Origin of the sequence: Lysobacter sp. Root916 (genome assembly GCF_001429785.1) — a bacterium.
Taxonomy (GTDB): Bacteria; Pseudomonadota; Gammaproteobacteria; order Xanthomonadales; family Xanthomonadaceae; genus Lysobacter.
In genome coordinates this window covers 387,510-404,002 of record NZ_LMJF01000011.1, presented here as the reverse complement: position 1 = coordinate 404,002, position 16,493 = coordinate 387,510, and the positions used below count along the sequence as shown (strand labels likewise).

General features: G+C 69.2%; 19 protein-coding genes. 7 read left to right on the top strand and 12 right to left on the bottom strand.

What is annotated here, in order from left to right; genetic code table 11:
• Positions 1–71: 71 nt before the first annotated feature.
• Both ASE35_RS09480 and ASE35_RS09475 read left to right on the top strand, forming a co-directional pair.
• Positions 72–1,358: an APC family permease gene (locus ASE35_RS09480; RefSeq protein ID WP_057163714.1), complete on the top strand. Its 1,287-nt coding sequence runs from the start codon at positions 72–74 to the stop codon at positions 1,356–1,358.
• A gap of 241 nt (positions 1,359–1,599) precedes the next feature.
• Positions 1,600–3,006, top strand: coding sequence for a S8 family peptidase (locus ASE35_RS09475; RefSeq protein WP_057163693.1), 1,407 nt, complete (start codon positions 1,600–1,602; stop codon positions 3,004–3,006).
• A 63-nt stretch (positions 3,007–3,069) separates the two neighbouring features.
• Here ASE35_RS09475 and ASE35_RS09470 read toward each other — a convergent pair whose 3' ends face one another.
• The 3 genes from ASE35_RS09470 to ASE35_RS09460 all read right to left on the bottom strand — a co-directional run bounded on the left by ASE35_RS09470 (position 3,070) and on the right by ASE35_RS09460 (position 6,185).
• On the bottom strand, positions 3,070–3,558 hold the full coding sequence (locus tag ASE35_RS09470) for a hypothetical protein (RefSeq protein ID WP_157489383.1): 489 nt from the start codon (positions 3,556–3,558) through the stop codon (positions 3,070–3,072).
• Positions 3,559–3,737: 179 nt separating this feature from the next.
• On the bottom strand, positions 3,738–4,913 hold the full coding sequence (locus ASE35_RS09465; protein WP_235570036.1) for an MFS transporter: 1,176 nt from the start codon (positions 4,911–4,913) through the stop codon (positions 3,738–3,740).
• A gap of 378 nt (positions 4,914–5,291) precedes the next feature.
• On the bottom strand, positions 5,292–6,185 hold the full coding sequence (locus ASE35_RS09460) for a LysR family transcriptional regulator (RefSeq protein ID WP_057163691.1): 894 nt from the start codon (positions 6,183–6,185) through the stop codon (positions 5,292–5,294).
• 84 nt (positions 6,186–6,269) lie between these two features.
• On the opposite strand from ASE35_RS09460, the gene ASE35_RS09455 reads away from it, so the two are divergent.
• A complete protein-coding gene (locus tag ASE35_RS09455; protein WP_057163690.1) occupies positions 6,270–7,046 on the top strand; it encodes an NAD(P)H-dependent oxidoreductase in 777 nt (258 codons plus the stop codon).
• Between the two features lie 58 nt (positions 7,047–7,104).
• Here the strand turns inward: ASE35_RS09455 and ASE35_RS09450 are convergent, their stop codons facing one another.
• The 3 genes from ASE35_RS09450 to gnd form a co-directional block, all read right to left on the bottom strand.
• Positions 7,105–7,875, bottom strand: coding sequence for an N-acetylmuramoyl-L-alanine amidase (locus ASE35_RS09450; RefSeq protein ID WP_057163689.1), 771 nt, complete (start codon positions 7,873–7,875; stop codon positions 7,105–7,107).
• Between the two features lie 250 nt (positions 7,876–8,125).
• Positions 8,126–8,641: a hypothetical protein gene (locus tag ASE35_RS09445; protein ID WP_057163688.1), complete on the bottom strand. Its 516-nt coding sequence runs from the start codon at positions 8,639–8,641 to the stop codon at positions 8,126–8,128.
• A gap of 76 nt (positions 8,642–8,717) precedes the next feature.
• The gene (gnd, locus tag ASE35_RS09440; protein ID WP_057163687.1) at positions 8,718–9,623 is read right to left on the bottom strand and encodes a phosphogluconate dehydrogenase (NAD(+)-dependent, decarboxylating); all 906 of its coding nucleotides are present in this window, start codon (positions 9,621–9,623) and stop codon (positions 8,718–8,720) included.
• Positions 9,624–9,778: 155 nt separating this feature from the next.
• Here gnd and ASE35_RS09435 point away from each other — a divergent pair, with 155 nt between their 5' ends.
• The gene (locus ASE35_RS09435) at positions 9,779–10,147 is read left to right on the top strand and encodes a GFA family protein (protein ID WP_056178548.1); all 369 of its coding nucleotides are present in this window, start codon (positions 9,779–9,781) and stop codon (positions 10,145–10,147) included.
• 16 nt (positions 10,148–10,163) lie between these two features.
• Here ASE35_RS09435 and ASE35_RS09430 read toward each other — a convergent pair whose 3' ends face one another.
• Together ASE35_RS09430 and ASE35_RS21540 are read right to left on the bottom strand one after the other, a co-directional pair.
• Positions 10,164–10,538 carry a putative quinol monooxygenase gene (locus tag ASE35_RS09430; protein ID WP_082607252.1) on the bottom strand — a complete coding sequence of 125 codons (375 nt, stop codon included), beginning with the start codon at positions 10,536–10,538 and terminating at the stop codon, positions 10,164–10,166.
• A gap of 37 nt (positions 10,539–10,575) precedes the next feature.
• Positions 10,576–11,016: a pentapeptide repeat-containing protein gene (locus ASE35_RS21540; RefSeq protein WP_057160364.1), complete on the bottom strand. Its 441-nt coding sequence runs from the start codon at positions 11,014–11,016 to the stop codon at positions 10,576–10,578.
• Between the two features lie 81 nt (positions 11,017–11,097).
• Here ASE35_RS21540 and ASE35_RS21535 point away from each other — a divergent pair, with 81 nt between their 5' ends.
• Positions 11,098–11,328, top strand: a complete 231-nt coding sequence (locus ASE35_RS21535) for a hypothetical protein (RefSeq protein ID WP_057160363.1) — start codon at positions 11,098–11,100, stop codon at positions 11,326–11,328.
• On the opposite strand, the gene ASE35_RS09415 is transcribed toward ASE35_RS21535, so the two are convergent.
• Together ASE35_RS09415 and ASE35_RS09410 are read right to left on the bottom strand one after the other, a co-directional pair.
• Positions 11,325–12,593 carry an alpha/beta fold hydrolase gene (locus tag ASE35_RS09415; RefSeq protein ID WP_057163686.1) on the bottom strand — a complete coding sequence of 423 codons (1,269 nt, stop codon included), beginning with the start codon at positions 12,591–12,593 and terminating at the stop codon, positions 11,325–11,327. The genes ASE35_RS21535 and ASE35_RS09415 overlap by 4 nt on opposite strands.
• An 85-nt stretch (positions 12,594–12,678) precedes the next feature.
• Complete coding sequence (locus ASE35_RS09410) at positions 12,679–13,104, bottom strand: RidA family protein (protein ID WP_057163685.1); 426 nt, start codon at positions 13,102–13,104, stop codon at positions 12,679–12,681.
• 254 nt (positions 13,105–13,358) lie between these two features.
• Between ASE35_RS09410 and ASE35_RS09405 the strand changes: the two genes are divergently transcribed.
• The gene (locus tag ASE35_RS09405) at positions 13,359–14,060 is read left to right on the top strand and encodes a hypothetical protein (RefSeq protein WP_057163684.1); all 702 of its coding nucleotides are present in this window, start codon (positions 13,359–13,361) and stop codon (positions 14,058–14,060) included.
• A gap of 73 nt (positions 14,061–14,133) precedes the next feature.
• On the opposite strand, the gene ASE35_RS09400 is transcribed toward ASE35_RS09405, so the two are convergent.
• Entirely contained in the window at positions 14,134–14,613 is a 480-nt protein-coding gene (locus tag ASE35_RS09400; protein WP_057163683.1) for a nuclear transport factor 2 family protein, read from the bottom strand.
• A 63-nt stretch (positions 14,614–14,676) separates the two neighbouring features.
• Positions 14,677–15,672 carry an alpha/beta hydrolase gene (locus tag ASE35_RS09395; protein WP_057163682.1) on the bottom strand — a complete coding sequence of 332 codons (996 nt, stop codon included), beginning with the start codon at positions 15,670–15,672 and terminating at the stop codon, positions 14,677–14,679.
• A gap of 174 nt (positions 15,673–15,846) precedes the next feature.
• On the opposite strand from ASE35_RS09395, the gene ASE35_RS09390 reads away from it, so the two are divergent.
• Positions 15,847–16,407 (top strand): TetR/AcrR family transcriptional regulator, encoded by a 561-nt coding sequence (locus ASE35_RS09390; RefSeq protein ID WP_056178529.1) that lies wholly within the window; start codon positions 15,847–15,849, stop codon positions 16,405–16,407.
• The last annotated feature ends 86 nt before the right edge of the window (positions 16,408–16,493 follow it).

The following is a 16,493-nucleotide window of genomic DNA, read 5'->3' as shown; positions in this document are numbered from 1 at the left end:
CCGGTGATGCCTTGGAACCGTCCTCGTCCGATCGCACCGGCGCGCGCTCCGCCGACACCGCCCCCGCGACCCTGCGCGCGGTCAGCCGCTGGCAGCTGCTGGGCCTGTCGATCAACGACGTGGTCGGCAGCGGCATCTACCTGCTACCCGCGACCGCGGCCGCCTTGCTGGGCCCGTCCAGTTTGTGGGCCGTGCTGCTGGCCGGCTTCGCGGTCGGCCTGCTGGTGCTGTGCTATGCCCAGGCCGCAAGCTATTTCGACCAGCCGGGCGGCGGCTATCTGTATGCGCGCGAGGCCTTCGGTTCGTTCATCGGCTTCGAGGTCGGCTGGATGCTGCTGCTCACGCGCATCGCCACCGCCGCCGCGCTCAGCAACGGCCTGGCCGAGGCGGTCGCGCACTTCTGGCCGGGCGCGGCCAGCGGCGTGGGACGCATCGCGGTGGTGGTGGGCTCGCTGGCGTTGCTGGTCGCGATCAACCTGGTCGGCGTACGCGCCGCCGCGCGCGCCGGCGTGCTGCTGGCGGTCGCCAAGCTGCTGCCGTTGTTCCTGTTCGTGCTGCTCGGCGCCAGCCACTTCGATGCCACGGTGGCCGACAGCGCCGGCGCCCTGCCCGGCGACGCGATTCCGCTGCGCAACCTGGGCGAGGCGGCCTTGCTGCTGCTGTTCGCCTACGCCGGTTTCGAGAACCTGCCGGCCGCGGCGGGCGAATACCGCAATCCGCGTCGCGATGTGCCCTTCGCGCTGCTGACCATGATCGCCTCGGTCACCGCGATCTATTTCGCGGTGCAATGGGTGGCGCTGGGCACCTTGCCCGGCCTGGCCGAATCGAAGGCGCCGCTGGCCGAGGCCGCCGCGCGTTTCGGCGGCTGGTGGTTGGCGCTGATCCTGACCGTGGGCGCCAGCGTCTCGATCCTGGGGACCAACAACAACACGGTGATGATGGCGCCGCGCTATCTGCTGGCGCTGGCCGCCGACGGCTACGGGCCGCGCGCGCTGGCGACGATCCATCCGCGCTTCCGCACGCCCGCGGTGGCGATCCTCAGCATCGGCGCGATCTCGCTGGCGCTGGCGCTGTCGGGTTCGTTCGTGCAGTTGGCCTTGTTGTCGGTGGTCTCGCGCCTGTGCACCTATCTGGGCACCGCGGTATCGGTGCTGGTGTTGCGGCGCCGCCACGGCGACCGCCCCGAAGCGCTGCAACTGCCGGGCGGGCCGCTGATCCCGATCCTGGCGACCTTGCTGTCGTTGGGCCTGCTGGCCAGCGCCAGCCTGAAGAATCTGGTCGCCGCGGCGATCGCACTGGCGGTCGGCGCCGTCGTTTATCTGCTGCGCCGCAAGCCCGACATCGCGCCCACCGCTTAAGCCGGACGCGGCCGCTGCCTGGGGAGCCCAGGCGGCGGGCGCGGCACAACGCAAGCATCCGAAATCCGTCTTATCGGGGCAGACGCACCTCAAACGTGCGCGATCCGTAGGGATTTCTCCCGATTGACCCTCCTTCTCGGCGCCCGGCACTGTCGGGGCAGGGTGCGACCGCGCCCTCGCCTGCCGCCGTCCGGCCACGCCAATGCCGGGCAGCATCCGATTCCGCTCAAGGGAGAGCCCCATGCGATCGCAGCATCCGAAACTCCGCCACGCCGCACTCGCCGTCGCCTTGTCCGCCGCCTGTCTGTCCGCGCCGGCCTGGTCGGCCGAACGCGTGAATCTCGGCGCGCTGGAGCTCAACGGCCCCGTCGACGGCTTCATCGTGCGCTATCGCCCGGGCAGCGCCAGCCGCAGCGATGCCGGCGTATTGCAGCGCAGCCTCAACAACGCCGCGACCGTGTTCGGGCGCGCCAAGCCGCTGAGTCTGCAGCGCGAACGCACCCTCGGCATCGGCGCCGAACTGGTGCGCGCCAGCACCCTGCTCGACAGCGTCGAGGCCGCGACGGTGATGCGCCAGATCGCGACCAATCCGGACGTGGAATACATCGAACCCAACATCCGCCTGTACGCGGTGGCGACCCCGAACGATCCGCAGTTCTCCACCCAGTACGGTTTCGGGACCGGCGCCGGCGGCAGCAATGCCACCACCGCCTGGGACAGCGGCCATCTCGGCCAGGGCAAGATCGTGGCGGTGGTCGACACCGGCATCACCTCGCACCCGGACCTCAACGCCAACGTGATCGCGGGCGGCTACGACTTCATCAGCAGCGCCAGCACCGCCGGCGACGGCAACGGCCGCGACGCCGATCCCTCCGATCCGGGCGACTACACCACCTTCCTGCAGTGCGGTATCGCCAATCCGCTGCCGACCAACTCCAGCTGGCACGGCACCCACGTCGCCGGTACCGTCGCGGCGGTGACCAACAACGCCACCGGCGTCGCCGGCATGGCCTATCAAGCCAAGATCCTGCCGGTGCGCGTGCTCGGCCGTTGCGGCGGCACCATCGCCGACATCATCGACGGCATCGTCTGGTCCTCGGGCGGCACGGTCGCGGGCGCACCCGCGGTGGGCGCCAACAAGGCCGACGTGATCAACATGAGCCTGGGCGGCAGCGGCGCCTGCAGCGCGGCGATGCAGTCGGCCATCGACGGCGCGGTCTCGCGCGGCACCACCGTGGTCGTGGCCGCCGGCAACAGCAATGCCGACGTCTCCGGCGCCACCCCGGCCAGCTGCAACAACACGGTCGTGGTCGGCGCCACCGACTCGGCCGGCGCCAAGGCCAGCTTCTCCAGCTACGGCACCGGCGTGGACGTGTCCGGCCCAGGCGTGGACATCCTGTCCACGATCAACCTCGGCACCAAGGGCCCGACCACCGCCGGCTATGCCTCCTACAGCGGCACCTCGATGGCGACGCCGCACGTGGCCGGCCTGATCGCGATGATGCTGTCCAAGCCCGGCACCGATCCCACCCCGGCCCAGGTCGAGGCCCTGTTGAAGGCCAACACCAAGCCCTTCGGCGCCACCCCGGCGCAAGCGATCGGCACCGGCATCATCGACGCCAAGAAGACCCTGGACGCGACGCCGTAACGGCAGCGCCGCATGAACGAAGAACCCCGGCGCGAGCCGGGGTTTTTCGTTGCGGCCGCGTGCTCAGGGCGCGCCGCCGCAGGTGGCGTTGGCGCAGACGTTGCGCCGCTCCAGCGCGCGATCGATCGATCGCTTGTCGGCACGGTCGCGATCGGCCCGCCGTTGGGCGACTGTCCTGCATACACGCTCGACGCGGTTGCTGCCCATCGACTTCACCCGTTCGCAGACCACGCGCTCCTCGGCCGACTGCTTGGGCGCGGCTTCGATCCAGGCCAGGTCGTCGCTGACCTGGGCACGCTGGCTCTCGTCCAACTGTTCGTAGCTGCGTCCTTCCAGCAACTGGAACAGCGCGTCCTGGCGCTTTACGACTTCGCGCCGCAGATCCGCCGGAAGGCGGCCGTAGGCGCCGCTGCCGGCGTCGATGTCGCTGCGGATCTGGCGTTGCTGCACCAGCACCGTGGCGGCGTCGAACGACTTCGCCTCCTGGGCGACGGCGATAGGTGCGGCGCACAAGGCCGCGATCAGAATCAAACTCAAACGAAATGCGCGCATGGTTCCCTTGCCTGCAAAGAGGCCGGACGACCGGTCGCGCCCGTCTCGTGTCTGTGCGGGCGCGCGCGTCCCCGGTCGCCCGCGCCGGCACGCGTGTGCGTACCGGCACGCTCGATGCTAAGTGAGCGTGCCAGCGAGCAGAGGCCGCGCAGCGATTCCGCCAAATTCGGACAAGTCGTTCAAGCCGGGCAGTCCGCGACCGCCGCGCTGGCGCGCGCCTGCGCCGACATCAGCCACAGCGACAGGGCGATCGCGACCGCGACGATCGCCGCCGCCGCGTAGCCCAGGGCGCCCACGCCGATCGCCTCGATCACGCGGCCGCCGACCAACGCGCCCACGCCGATGCCCAGGTTGGCGCCGGAGATGTTCAGCGAGGCCGCGAACGCGGATGCGCCCGGCGCGGCCTTCATCACCCGCACGTGGCTGACGATGAACAAGGCGGCCTGGGTCACGCCCCAGACCGTCAGCGCCAGGGTCAGTCCCCAGGCCGAACCGATCGCCGGCACCACCGCCAGCAGGCCCAGCGCCATCGGCGCGCTGAACAGCAAGGACGCGCCGATCGGATTGCGATCGACCAGGCGCCCGCCGATGCTGTTGCCAATCAAGCCGACCGCGCCGAAGGCCATCAGGGTCCAGCCGATCCAGCTGCCGTCGAAACCGGCCAGGCGTTCCAGCAGATCGGCCAGATAGGTGTAGGCGGTGAACATGCCCGTGAACAGCAGGGTCGACAGCAATACGTGGCCGATCAGCAGCGGATCGCGCAGCACCCGGAACTGTTCGGCCAGCGGCGCGTGCGCGCGTTCCAGCCGGGTCGACGGCAGGAAGAAATACAACAGCGCCGCCTTGCCGAACGCGACCGCCGCCAACGCGCCGAAGGCCACGCGCCAACCGTAGGCGTCGGACACCAGGGTGCCGATGGGAACGCCGAGCACGGTGGCGCAGATCACGCCGAAGGAGATGATCGAGATCGCGCGTCCGGCGCGTTCCTGTCCGACCAGGTCCACCGCGGTCTCGCTGGCCAGCGCCCAGAACACCGGCACGCCCAGCGCCGGGATCAGGCGCGCGAGCGCCATCACGCCGATGTTCGGCGCCAGCGCCGCGGCCAGATTGGACAGACCGAACAGCACCAGCACGATCACGAACAAGCGCTTGCGCTCGAAGCGCGAGAAGTAGGCGGTCAGGAACGGGCCGCTGGCGGCCACCGCGAACGCGAACAAGGTCACCAGCAGACCGGCCTGGGGAATGCTGACGCCCAGATCGCGCGCCAGCGGCGGCAACAGGCCGACCAGGATGAACTCGGTGGTCAGCACGGTGAAACCCGCGGCCGACAGCAGCATGATGGGCAAGAGCAGCACGTGGGGCTCCGTAGCTTGCGAATAAGGCGCGACCGCCAGCGCCGGCGACGAAGGCGGCGGAACCGGGCGGTGGCGAGGGCGGTAGCGGATCGCGCCGCGATCCGCGCCGCGGGCCTTGCAATCTAGACGGCGCGATCGCGGCGATAAACGCGAACGGCGCCGCGTCTGCGTTCCAGCAACGGATCAATCCGCGCAAGCCCGCGCCGCGCATGGCTTTGGCGGGAATTCGATGTTGTGGGAATCACTATCCCAATTCGCGCCGCGTCATTCGACACAGCGCGCGGGCCACGGCTGCGGCAGCGACCGTACGAACGCGAGCTTGCGGTACAGGGCGATGATGCGGTTCGTCTTCGGCTCACCGCATCCTACGGTGTCGCCTCAGACCGAGGCGGCGATCTGGTCGCGCAGCCAGCGATGGGCGGGATCGCGATGCGAGCGCTCGTGCCAGAGCATGGACAATTCGAAGCCCGGCAGTTCCAAGGGTGGCTCGACCACGCGCAGCACGGGCGCGTCGCGCACCAGCCGCTCGGGCAGCAGCGCGACAAGGTCAGTGCTGGCCACGACCGATGTCACGAACAGGAAGTGCGGCACCGACAGCACGACCCGGCGCGACAGGCCCAACGGCGCCAGCGCTTCGTCGGTGACGCCGTGGAAGCCGCCGCCGTCCGGCGACACGATCACGTGCTCGAGCGCGCAGAACTGCGCCAGGGTCGGGCGTCGCTTCAAACGCGGATGATCGGCGCGCCCCACCAACACGTAGCGCTCACTGAACAAGGCGCGCCGACGCAAGCCCTCGGGCGCGCCCTGGGTGGTGTGCAGGGCCAGATCGATCTCGCCCTGTTCGGCCTGCCTGGCCACACGCGCAGGCTGCATCTGCAGCACCGCCAGACGACAGGCCGGCGCCAGCGCACGCAGGCCGGCCAGCGCCGGCAGCAGCACCGCCGATTCGCCGTAGTCGGCCGAGGCCACGCGCCAGGTCTGCCGCGCCCGCGCCGGATCGAAAGGCCCTTGCGGCGACACTGCGCGTTCGACCGCCTCCAGCGCCTGCCGCAAAGGTTCGCGCAAGGCCTCGGCGCGCGCGGTCGGGCGCATGCCGCGCGGTCCCGGCAACAGCAACGGGTCGCCGAACAGGTCGCGCAGCTTGGCCAGATGCACGCTGACCGAGGGCTGCGAGAAATTCAGACGTTGCGCCGCGCGGGTCACATTGTGCTCGGCCAGCAGGGCGTCCAGGGTGACCAGCAGGTTGAGGTCCAGCCGCCGGAGATTATCCATTGCTATACCTGGAATATTGAGAATTCATTTCCAATATACCTGGAGGGGTTCTAGCCTGCGCGCACCCTCTCTCCGAGCCTTCGCATGAACGTCCTGCTCGTCTACGCCCATCCCGAGCCTCAATCCTTGAACGGCGCGCTCAGGGACTACACCGTCGAACGCCTGCGCGCGGCCGGTCACGAGGTCCAGGTCTCGGACCTGTACGCGATGGACTGGAAAGCCGTGTTGGACGGCGACGATCACCTGGACCGCCCGGCCGACGCGCCCTTCCATCCGGTGCTGGACTCCAAGCGCGCCTACGACAGCGGCCGTCAGAGCCCCGACATCGCCGCCGAGCAGGACAAGCTGCGTTGGGCCGACGCGGTGATCCTGCAGTTCCCGCTGTGGTGGTTCACGATGCCGGCGATCCTCAAAGGCTGGGTCGATCGCGTCTATGCCTACGGCTTCGGTTACGGCGTGGGCGAGCACTCCGAAGCGCGTTGGGGCGACCGCTACGGCGAAGGCACCCTGGCGGGCAAGCGCGCGATGCTGGTCGTCACCACCGGCGGCTGGGAATCCCACTATGGTCCACGCGGCGTCAACGGCCCGATCGACGACCTGCTGTTTCCGATCCAGCACGGCGTGCTGCACTACCCAGGCTTCGAGGTGCTGCCGCCCTACGTGGTCTATCGCACCAGCCGCATGGACGGTGAGCGCTACGCGGCCGTGCGCGACGGTCTAGGCGAACGCCTGGACGCGCTGTGGACGACCGCGCCGATTCGGTTCCGCCGCCAAAACGGCGGCGAGTACGAAATACCCGCGCTGACCCTGAAGCCGGAAGTCGCACCCGATCGGGTCGGATTCGGCGCGCATATCGAGTAGACGAATCTCTAGGCGGTGCGCGCCCGCAGTTGCTGTCTCCCCCTTTGAAAAAGGGGGATTAAGGGGGATTTGCTGTTGCCCCACCCACCGGCATCGCCATCAACTGCCGCTGCAGATCGAACAGGATCTCGTCGTCGCCTTCCAACCAGCCCTCGCTGTCCTGGCCGCGATAGTGGCGATGAAAGGCGCGCTGCGCCGCGGCGGGATCGCGCAGGTCGTAGCCGATGGTGCGCAGCGCAGCCCAGCGGTCGAAACCCGCGGGCGCGGCGGTGCGCGCGGCGCGCGGCCACAGGCCGAAGCCGGCCTCGGCCAGGCGCGACCAGGGGAACAGCGCGCTGGGATCGTGCTTGCGCGTGGGCGCGATATCGCCGTGGCCGACGATCAGTTGCGGCGGGATCGACAGGCGCTGGGTGATGTCGCGTAGCAAACGCAACAAGGTCTGGATCTGGGCCTCGGCGAAGGGCGCGCTGCCGTCGTTGTCCAGTTCGATGCCGATCGAGGCCGAGTTGAGGTCCTCGATGCCGCCCCAGTGGGCGGCGCCGGCATGCCAGGCGCGGTCCTGTTCCGAGACCAGTTGGTACAGGCGTCCATCGGCGCCGATCAGGTAGTGCGCGCTGACCCGGCGCTCGGGATCGCCCGCGCTGAGCACGCGCAGGGCGCCCTCGGCGCTGTCCATTTCGGTGTGGTGCAGCACGATCAGCTGGGCCCGGCGCGGGCCGTGGTTGGGCGAGCCGTGCCACTGTGCGAGCGGGTTGCGCGCGGGCGCGCTCGCGCAGGCGCCGAGCACGGCGATCAACAACGCCGCGATGCACAGACGCAATGCGTTCACAGGCCGAACGCGTACGGCGTTTTCAGAGTCGAGCTCTTCGGAAACGAGCTTGCTGGAACCGGATTTATTGAAAGCGGCTACCGACTGCACCATCGCGCTCCGTTCGCATCGCAGCCGGATCGTCGCACGACGCCCGCTCGCAAGCGAACCAGCGTATCGCGATCACGACCATGGCGGCCTTCGGCGCCAGCCTGCAGCGGCCTACGGCCAGGACGCGGCGGGCCGCGGTGCCGGAGGCCGCCACCCTCGCCTATTCGATGGCCGACGCGGCCGCGTCGGCCGCGGGGCGCCGGATCTGGCGGCGCAAGCCGATGCCGTACACCAGGTAATAGCCGACCAGGGTCGCCGCGATCGCCATCGTCAACGGGCTGGCCTGCGACGTCGGCATCCCGCTGGAGAACGCGCCGCCGGCCCAACGCCAGGCCAGGCGCCCGATCAGCAGCAGCGACAGCGCGCCGCCGATCCAGGGATTGGGCGTGTAGTACGCGTCCTTCATGCACGGCTCGACATGGGTATGGCGCAAGGCGAACACGCCGATCGCGGCGCCGATCAGGCTGCCCGCGAGCACGCCCGGCCATACGTGCGGCAGCATGACCGCACCGAAGATCAGGGCCAGCATCGCCACGCTCAGGATCGTCAGGCGCACCAGCGCGCGTCGCGGCCGGTAGGCCTGGCGGCCGAACTGGCTGCGGATGCGGCGGTAGTAGATCCAGCCGATGCCCGCGGTGGCGAGAATCGGCGTCATGGCGGGCAGGCTCAGTTGCATGGTCGCGCTCCAAGGTTCAGGCGCACTTTGCGCCGGCCGCGCGGCGCAGGCTAGGTGCCGGAGGTAACTTTCCGCGCTAGCCGGCCTTGACCTTGTGGCCGCCGAACTCGTTGCGCATCGCCGCCAGCAGCTTGTCGGCGAAGGAATCGCTTTCGCGCGAACGCAGGCGCTCCAGCAGCGAGGCGGTGATCACCGGCGCCGCCACGTCCAGGTCGATCGCCTCGGCCACGGTCCAGCGGCCCTCGCCGGAGTCCTCCACGTAGGGTGCGATGCCGTCCAAGGCCGGATTCTTGCCCAGCGCGTCCGCGCCCAGGTCCAGCAGCCAGGAGCGCACCACGCTGCCGTGGCGCCAGATCTGGGCGATCTGGTGCAGGTCCAGGTCGAAGCCGGGTTTGCGCTGCATGATCGCGAACCCCTCGGCATAGGCCTGCATCAGGCCGTACTCGATGCCGTTGTGGACCATCTTGGTGAAATGCCCGGCGCCGCTGGGCCCGACCCGGCCCCAACCGCGGTCCGGTGCCGGCGCCAGGGTCTCGAACAGCGGGCGCAGGCGCTCCACCGCGTCCTCGTCGCCGCCGATCATCAGGCTGTAACCCTCGGCCAGGCCCCAGATGCCGCCGCTGGTGCCGGAGTCCACAAAGTGCAGGCCGCGTTCGGCCAGCTCCGCCGCGCGCCGCATCGTGTCCTTGTAGTTCGAATTGCCGCCGTCGATCACGCTGTCGCCGGGGGCCAGCAACGGCAGCAACTGGGCCAGGGTTTCGTCGACGATGCGGCCGGCCGGCACCATCAGCCACAGCACGCGCGGCGCCGGTAGGGCCGTCACCAGTTCCGCCAGCGAGGCCGCGCTGCCGATGCCGCGCGCGGCCGCCTGTTCGCGCACCGCCGCGCCGGGGTCGTAGCCCGTCACGCGGTGCCCGCCGCGCACCAGGCGCTCGGCCATGTTCGCGCCCATTCGGCCCAGCCCGACCATACCCAGTTCCATCGCCCGCTCCCGCTGTAAGGTTGTGGCAGTGTATGGGGCCGGCCGGGCGGGCCCGCAACACGCTCCTCACGCAGCACTGCGTTGCACGGACGCTGCTGACAGGAACTGACACGCGCCCGGGCGATCATGGACCACAACCCAGCGAGGACCCGCTCATGCCCCTGCAAGGCAGTTGCCACTGCGGCAAGACCCGTTTCGAAGTGACCGAAGCCCCGACCGAAGTGACCCGTTGCACCTGTTCGATCTGCAGCAAGCGCGGCGGCCTTTGGGCTTACTACACCCCCGCCCAGTTCCGCCTGCTGACGCCGCTGGAAGACGTGGCCACCTACCGCTGGAACACCGGCATGGTCGCCCACCACTTCTGCGCCACCTGCGGCTGCACCACCTACGGCGAAAGCCCCAGCTGGGTCGATTTCAAGCCGGATTTCGACAACCCCAAGATCAGCATCAACGCGCGCCTGCTCGACGAGTTCGACCTGGACGCGGTGCCGGTGACGGTGATCGACGGCAAGAACCTGTGGTGAACGCGGCGGCGCGGCCCTAGAGGCCGTGCCCGCCCACCGGGTGGGTGGTGGTGCCGGCATCGAAGCCGGCGATCATCGGCATCGCGCGCGCGATCGCCGCGCGCACGGCCGGCAGCTTGAGCGAGGCGGCGTGGCTGTCCTGGCCGTCCCAGACCTCGGTGATCCAGATCGCGTCGGCATCGCCGGCGTCGTGGGCGACGATATAGCTCAGGCAGCCGGGCATGTCGTGCACGCCCTCGAGCAGGATCGCGACCAGTTCGTCGCGCTTGCCCGCATGGGCGGTCATCTTTCCGATCAATCCGTACATCGTCTGCGCTCCTGCGGGGCTCGCGCGCACCGGCGCGAAGGCGGCGCCGGTCGTGAGCACGAACTCGCGTCGCTTGCGGTCCATGGCGCGCATCTTAGCGCCGCCGCGGTCGATCGCGACCTCAGTCGGCCTTGACCATGCCCGCCGCGTCGGGATCGAAGCCCGGCGGGAACCGGGTAGTCGCGTCGTACTCCGCGCCCGACAGCCGACAACCGCCCAATGTCGCTTCACGCAGGTCGGCACCTTGCAGCCGCACGGGACCACCCAGCGCATCCAGTCCCATATCGGCATCGCGCAGGCACGCGGCGTACAGCCTCGCACCCTTGAGGTTCGCGCCTCTGAGATCGGCCCCTTCGAAATCGCAGCTCGACAGGTCGGTCTCTTGCAGCAGTGCCGCGTATAGGCTGGCACCGGTACAGTTGCGGCCGCGTAGCGTGGAAATGCCGCTGGCGAGCAAGCCGTCGAGGTCGGCGCCCTCCAGATCCGAGGATTCCGCGGACACGTAGCAGGCCATCAGGTGGCGGCCATCGTCATCGACGATGGTGACTCGACGCTTCGACATGACGCCTCCTACACAGCGCCCGATTATGATCCAGGCGCGCGGGTTCGCACGAGCGCGCGCTCTCCACCCGCCGAGGTGCCCATGCCCTGGACCCGCGACCGACTCGATGCCGAACTGGCCGCGCTGGAGACCCAGCTGCCGGCGGTGGAACACGATGTCGACCGCCACGACGTGCTCGCGCGTTTCGCGGTGTTGGCCAATCCCATACTCGAAGCCGCCGCCGCGGACGACTACGCGCATGCGCTGGACCGCATCCAGGCCATGCTGGCCGCGCGCGGGCTGGTGCTGGAGGACGACGGCGTCGCCGGCTAGGCCGCGCTGGCGTCGAACAGTTCGGGGCCGTAGGCGGTCAGGCGTTCCAGCACGCTGGCGCGGTCCGGGCATTCGAAGATACGCACGCGGCGCTCGACGAAGGCCTGCGAGGCTTCCTGCATCAGGAACGGCAGGTCCTGGTCGTCGCCGACGATGTAGATGGACGGCTTGCCCAGGATCAGGGCCCAACCGGCTTCGTAGAGCACGCTGGATACGATCCTCTTCGGATAGAACAGGATGAAATGACGGCTCTCGCGCAGCGCGGCCATGTCCTTGCGCAGCGCGAGTTCCTCCGGATCGAAGTCCTCCATCGTCGGCATCGTGGCGCCGGCGTAGAACACCGAGGCATAGCCGCAACGCTGCTTGAGCACCTCGATCATCGCCAGCACGGTGGCGCGGTTGTCGGCGTACTCGGCGTCGCCGCTGTGTCCGGCCATGGCCGCGGCCACGAACACGTCGTACTTGAAGCGGTCCAGGGCGATGCCGATGCGTTCCCTGACCCAGGCGTAGACGTCGCTGTCGCGGTCGTCGGGTTTGACGATGGAGGTATGCGAGCCGCGCACCACCTTGATCCGCGACGAGGTCAGGCCGATGCCCGCGCTCAGCGAGTCCACCCAGCGGTCGTAGACGGCCTCCACCGCCCAGGTCGGGATCGTGGTCCGGCGCAAGGTGCTGACGCGCTCGTCCAGGGCGATGTGGTTTTCGAAGCTCAGGTTGATCTTGCGCACCAGCTCGCCGTGCGGCCGCAACGCGCGCGCGTCGAGAGAGAACGCGCCCAGCCAGCCCGGCACCCTCAGCGATCCCAGCTGCGGCGTCGCCATCAGCAGCAGGCCGGCGATGCGGTTGAGCGCGTCGTGTTCGCCGGTTTCCAGCAGACGGTGGATCGTGGCCTTGCACAGCAGTCCGCCCATGCTGTGGCCGATCAGGACGATGCGCTTGTAGGCCTTGAGCTGGTCGCGGATCAGATCGGCCAGCACGCGCGCTTCGTCCTCCAGCGCGATCGATCGCGTCCAGGCCCAACGCCCGGCCGCGGTGCGGTACTGATACATGCCGACGTCGACCTCGGGCAGGTCGTCGTACAGGAAAGCGGGAAAGCGGCCCCAGGTCGCGCCCGGCCCGTAGCGGCTGCCGCCCAGACCGTGCACGAACACCAGCAGACTGTCGTTGGCGCTGACCGGGCTGCGCTGGTGCACGACCAGCGCCTCCTCGCCCAAGCGCGCGTAATCGGCCGGATCGGCGTAGGCGGCCTGCGACTCGCGTTTCATCGTCGTCCTCTCCATGAACGCCACGATGTCCTGACATCCAACGGCGCCGAGGCCGCCGACGGGCCAGCGCGCGGGCCGCGCGCGACTAGGCGGCCAGGGCCGCGATCGCCTCCACCTCGAACAGCATGCCGTCCAGGGCCAGGCGCGGCACCGGGATCAGGGTGCACGCAGGCTTGGCGGCATCGCCGAACGCGGCCTGCAACTCGGCCCCGAACACATGCAGGCGTTCCTCGCTGTGATCGACGATCAAGACGGTCAGTTTGGCGACATCGGCGGTGCCGGCCCCGGCCGAGGCCAGTGCGGTCTTGAGATTGGCCAGCGCCTGGCGCACCTGATCGCGGAAGTCGGGCGACAGGCGTCCATCGGCGGTTTCGCCGCCCTGGCCGGCGACCAGCAGCCAGCGCGTCGCGCCGCTCACGCTGGCCAGATGGGAATAGCCGTTGGGCGCGGGGTCGCAGAGGCCTGCGGGGTTGGAAAGGCTCAGCACCGGGGTCGGATGAAAGGTGGTCATGGTCGTCCTGTTGGGGAATGAATGCCGTCGGAGATGGCGACCGCGACGGCGCGATCAAGCGCGCGCCGCACGGCCGTCATGGGCTGGCGGACACCGGGACGACGATTCAGCGCGGATCCGCGTGACACCGCCACCCGCCCTGCCGCCGTCGGTCCGGGCGCAAACCTCACAACCGCGGCCCCGCCGCGTTGATAACGACAGGCGGACCCGTGCGCGCGTCCGCCGTCCTTATCACGCGCGCATGGAGACGCGACATGAGCCTTGCAACACACAAGTTCGCCCATGCACTGCTGGGCGCGGCGTTCTGGCTGGCCGTGCTGGGTTGGAGCGGCGCGGCCGCGGCCGCCTGTCCGGGCGCCAGCCCCTGCGAAACCATCCACGTTTACCGGATCCAGTCCTGGCCGACGATCCAGGTCGACGCCGCCGGTCGGCCGCTGATCTCGATCCAGGAAGCCAACGGCGCGGACGAAAAAGCCTTCGCCCTGGCGGTGGCCGGCCAAGTCGCCTCGAAGGCGCTGGCGATCCGCTACAACGTCACCCGCATCGAAGACCCGCCCAACGACTACTGCGAGTGCAATCTGGAGAACAAGAACAAGGGCTGCCCCTCCAACCTGGCACCGGAGCTGCTGCACCAGTGCGCGCGCGTCTGCCGGCGCGGCGCCTTGGACTCCTGCACCGGCACCGGCTTCAACGTCAAACAGGACAGCGGCGGCAAGTGGTACGCGTTTCCGGCCGCCACTCAATGCGGCGGCGCGCGCAACGTCTGGAAGAAGCACGCCTTCGGCGCGGTGAAGCCCACGTCCTGCGACTGGCTGGAGAACTCGCGCGTGATCAAGCAGGTCAGCTGCATCGCGACCGCGCTCGCCGCCGATCCCTTGGTCGGTCTGGACGCACTGTTCAACAACGGCGCGCCCTGCCCCGCGATCGCCGAAGCGACGCTGGAGTACCTGCCCTAAGCCGGGCTGCGATCGGCAATGCGCGCCCGCCTTATCAGGTGGGCGCGCGGCGCCGGCTCGGGCTGGGCGGCGTTTACAGGCCCAGCTCGCTCAAGCTCGGGTGATCGAGCGGACGCGGGCCCGAGGAATCCCAATGGAACTTGCGTTCGCCGGCCTCGATCGCCAGGTCGTTGATCGATGCGTGACGCTGGCGCATCAGGCCGTCGGCGTCGAATTCCCAGTTCTCGTTGCCGTAAGCGCGGAACCACTGGCCCGCCTCGTCGCGCCACTCATAGGCGAAGCGCACCGCGATGCGGTCCTCGCCGTAGGCCCATAGCTCCTTGATGAGCCGATAGTCGAGCTCCTTCGCCCACTTGCGGGTCAGAAAGTCGACGATCGCGGGTCGGCCGCTGAAGAACTCGGCGCGATTGCGCCAGGCGCTGTCCTGGCTGTAGGCGAGCGCGATGCGTTGCGGATCGCGGCTGTTCCAGGCGTCTTCGGCCGCGCGCACCTTGGCGATCGCGGTTTCGAGGGTGAAGGGCGGCAGCGGTGGGCGGGATGGGTTTGCGTTCATGGCTGTCTCTGGATCGGAAGAGAGCGGAACAGCGCTCCGGCGTGCCGGAGCGCTGCGGGCGGTTCATTGCTTGGCGAGGAAGTCGCGGATCAGCTGCGCGATCCGCGCGCCCTGGGTTTCCAGGGCGAAATGGCCGGCATCCAGCAAATGCACCTCGGCCTTGGGATTGTCGCGACGGTAGGGCTCGGCGCCCGCGGCCAGGAAGATCTGATCGTTCTTGCCCCAGATCACCAGGGTCGGCGGCTGATGCTTGCGGAAGTAGGCCTGCCATTGCGGGTACTTGGGCAGATTCTTGCGGTAGTCGTAGATCATCGCCAGTTGGATGTCGGTGTTGCCGGGCCGGTCCAGATAGGCCTGGTCCAGCGTGTAGGCGTCCGGGCTCACCAGCGACGGATCCGGCTCGCCGTGCAGGTACTGCCAACGCGTGCCTTCCAAGGTCATCGCGGCCTGGCGCAGGTGCTCGCCGTTGGCGGCGCTGTGGTCGTTCCAGTAGGCCTTGATCGGGTCCCAGAACTTGCCGATGCCTTCGAGATAGGCGTTGCCGTTCTGCACGATCAGCGCATCGACGCGCTCGGGATGCGCGCTGGCCAGGCGGAAGCCCACCGGCGCGCCGTAGTCCATGAGATACAGCGCGTAACGCGGCAGCTTGAGCTGGCGGGTGAACCCGTCCATCAGCACGGCGTAGTGGTCGAAGCTGTACTCGAACTCGTTCGGCGCCGGCGTCGCGCTGCGGCCGAAGCCCGGATAGTCGGGCGCGATCACCCGATAGCGATCGGCCAGGCGCGGGATCAGGTCGCGGTACATCTGGCTGGAAGTCGGAAAGCCGTGCAGCAGCAACAGCACCGGCGCATCGCGCGGGCCGGCCTCGCGATAGAAGATCTCCACGCCGTCGACCTTGACGGTGCGGTAGTGGACGGCGCTGGGATCCTGGCGTTCGATGCCGGCGGAGGGCGTCTGGGCCAGCGCCAGCGGTGCGGCGAACACGCTGGCGGTCGCCAGCAACAGGGCTGCGGCGGTGCGCAGGCTGGGCGAGGACTTGCGTGCGGTCGGGACGGACATGAGAGGGCTCCTTGGGGTTGGCTTGCGTTTTTGTACCGAACGATCGGTACAATAGATTCGGGCACCCCGCCCGTCAACGCCGGCAATGCGGACGCAGCGTTGCAGCGGTGGCCACATTGACCGCGCCGCGCACTGCAACCATATTGGACCGATCGTTCCATCCGACCGACCGCCATGCCCGCCCCTCTGCTCTCCCGCGATGCCGTCGTCGACCGCTTGCTGGGCGCGTTCCGCCGCCACGGCTACGACGCCGCGTCGCTGGGCCAGTTGTCCGAAGCCACCGGCCTGGGCCGCTCCAGCCTGTACCACTACTTCCCCGGCGGTAAGGAAGACATGGCGCGCGCCGTGTTCGATCGCGTCGATGCCTGGATGCAGGACGAGGTGCTGGCGCCGATGCAGGGCAGCGGCACGCCCGAGCGGCGCCTGGCCAAGGTGATCGCCAAGCTCGACCACTTCTACGGCGGCGGCGCCGAGGCCTGTCTGTTCGGCAACCTGGTCGTCGGCGATGCGCGCACGCTGTTCCAGGATCGGCTCAACGCGTCCTTGCGCGGCCTGATCGACGGATTCGCGCGACTGGCGCGCGAGAAGGACGGCGTGTCCGCGCGCGAGGCGCAGCGCCGCGCCGAGGACGCGGTGGTGCGCATCCAGGGCTCGCTGATCGTCTCCCGCGCGATCGCGGAATCCGAGCCGTTCCGTCGCGTGCTCAACAGCCTGCCGCAGCAACTGCTGGGCTGAGCGCGAGCTTCCGTCGCAACCGCATAGGAGATTGAACGCGCCGCCCGCGACCGTTCGTCGCCGGCCTGGCCGATTCCGCGTTGCCG

Excerpts from the sequence above, each read along its gene's own strand:
- ASE35_RS09475 (WP_057163693.1), top strand. The coding sequence starts at position 1,600 with ATGCGATCGCAGCATCCGAAACTCCGCCACGCCGCACTCGCCGTCGCC.
- ASE35_RS09470 (WP_157489383.1), bottom strand. The coding sequence starts at position 3,558 with ATGCGCGCATTTCGTTTGAGTTTGATTCTGATCGCGGCCTTGTGCGCC.
- ASE35_RS09460 (WP_057163691.1), bottom strand. The coding sequence starts at position 6,185 with ATGGATAATCTCCGGCGGCTGGACCTCAACCTGCTGGTCACCCTGGAC.
- ASE35_RS09455 (WP_057163690.1), top strand. The coding sequence starts at position 6,270 with ATGAACGTCCTGCTCGTCTACGCCCATCCCGAGCCTCAATCCTTGAAC.
- ASE35_RS09445 (WP_057163688.1), bottom strand. The coding sequence starts at position 8,641 with ATGCAACTGAGCCTGCCCGCCATGACGCCGATTCTCGCCACCGCGGGC.
- gnd (WP_057163687.1), bottom strand. The coding sequence starts at position 9,623 with ATGGAACTGGGTATGGTCGGGCTGGGCCGAATGGGCGCGAACATGGCC.
- ASE35_RS09435 (WP_056178548.1), top strand. The coding sequence starts at position 9,779 with ATGCCCCTGCAAGGCAGTTGCCACTGCGGCAAGACCCGTTTCGAAGTG.
- ASE35_RS09430 (WP_082607252.1), bottom strand. The coding sequence starts at position 10,538 with ATGGACCGCAAGCGACGCGAGTTCGTGCTCACGACCGGCGCCGCCTTC.
- ASE35_RS21540 (WP_057160364.1), bottom strand. The coding sequence starts at position 11,016 with ATGTCGAAGCGTCGAGTCACCATCGTCGATGACGATGGCCGCCACCTG.
- ASE35_RS21535 (WP_057160363.1), top strand. The coding sequence starts at position 11,098 with ATGCCCTGGACCCGCGACCGACTCGATGCCGAACTGGCCGCGCTGGAG.
- ASE35_RS09415 (WP_057163686.1), bottom strand. The coding sequence starts at position 12,593 with ATGAAACGCGAGTCGCAGGCCGCCTACGCCGATCCGGCCGATTACGCG.
- ASE35_RS09410 (WP_057163685.1), bottom strand. The coding sequence starts at position 13,104 with ATGACCACCTTTCATCCGACCCCGGTGCTGAGCCTTTCCAACCCCGCA.
- ASE35_RS09405 (WP_057163684.1), top strand. The coding sequence starts at position 13,359 with ATGAGCCTTGCAACACACAAGTTCGCCCATGCACTGCTGGGCGCGGCG.
- ASE35_RS09400 (WP_057163683.1), bottom strand. The coding sequence starts at position 14,613 with ATGAACGCAAACCCATCCCGCCCACCGCTGCCGCCCTTCACCCTCGAA.
- ASE35_RS09395 (WP_057163682.1), bottom strand. The coding sequence starts at position 15,672 with ATGTCCGTCCCGACCGCACGCAAGTCCTCGCCCAGCCTGCGCACCGCC.
- ASE35_RS09390 (WP_056178529.1), top strand. The coding sequence starts at position 15,847 with ATGCCCGCCCCTCTGCTCTCCCGCGATGCCGTCGTCGACCGCTTGCTG.